Annotated in this window: 1 protein-coding gene and 1 other annotated feature; the gene reads right to left on the reverse strand. The window is 61.8% G+C overall.

The genetic code is table 11. The annotated features are described in order from the left end of the window. Nucleotides 1–182 precede the first annotated feature (182 nt). The coding region (locus tag AC097P_RS24710; RefSeq protein WP_479613058.1) for an IS3 family transposase at nucleotides 183–1,098 on the reverse strand (916 nt) is incomplete at its 5' end. Further along, nucleotides 1,017–1,098 (reverse strand) — a sequence feature (AL1L pseudoknot). This feature is flagged as partial in the annotation. It overlaps the preceding gene by 82 nt.

Consider the following 1,098-nt stretch of genomic DNA (forward strand, 5'->3'; position numbering starts at 1 on the left):
GGCTTAGTTCCTGATCGTCGAGTCGGATCCGACGCGAGGTGCCGTTGAGCAGACGACCATAGAACGCCGCCAGGTGTGAGCAAAGATGGTCTCCCTCTCCGAAGCTTCCAAGACGCCGCGGGTGGTATCGCTTGAGGCTGGACTGAAGCGGCCCGGGTTTCGTAGAGGCCAGTTGGTTTAAGTCAGGCCGGTATGGCGGCCTGCTCGGCGAGACGCCGGTAGTAGTTTGCCTCAGCCTCGGCAGGCGGGATGTAGCCAATGGGCTCCAGCAGTCGATGGTGATTGAACCAAGACACCCATTCGAGCGTCGCGAGTTCCAAGGACTCCTTCGTCTTCCAAGGCGCCCGGCGATGGATCAATTCGGCCTTGTAGAGACCGTTGATCGTCTCGGCCAGAGCGTTGTCGTAGCTGTCGCCTTTGCTGCCAACCGACGGCTCCACGCCGGCCTCTGCTAACCGCTCGCTGTAGCGGACGGAGACGTATTGCGAGCCCCTGTCGGAGTGCGCCACAAGGCTTCGATCGCGTTCCGGCTGCCTTGCGTACAGTGCCTGCTCCAGGGCATCAAGGACGAAGTCTGTCGTCATCGAACTGCTGACTCGCCAGCCTACGATGCGTCTGGCGTAGACGTCGATGACGAAGGCCACGTATTGCCAGCCTTGCCAGGTCGAGACGTACGTGAAGTCCGAGACCCAAAGCTGATTCGGCCTGTCGGCCTTGAACTGCCGGTTGACTTTGTCCAGCGGGCATGGCGCCCTGCGGTCGCTGATCGTCGTTCGTACGACTTTGCCCCGCATGACGCCGCGAAGTCCGAGGCGTTTCATCAGCCGTTCAACCGTGCATCGGGCCGCCGCTGTGCCTTCGCGAGCCAACTGCCGCCAGACCTTCTCGGCGCCGTAGACCTGCATGTTGGCTTGCCAGACGCGCTTGATCTCTGTTGCAAGAATGTCATCGCTCTGCGCTCGTGCGCAGCGCCGTCCCGGCTCGCGACGAAGCGCCGCATGCCGTCGATACCCGGACGGGGAGATCTGCAAAACCTTGCAGATCGGCTCGACCCCGAACGTATCGCGATGCTCGTCGATGAGCTCTCTCAGGACTTGA

This window comes from Rhodoferax sp. ZS1R8 (genome assembly GCF_056521325.1).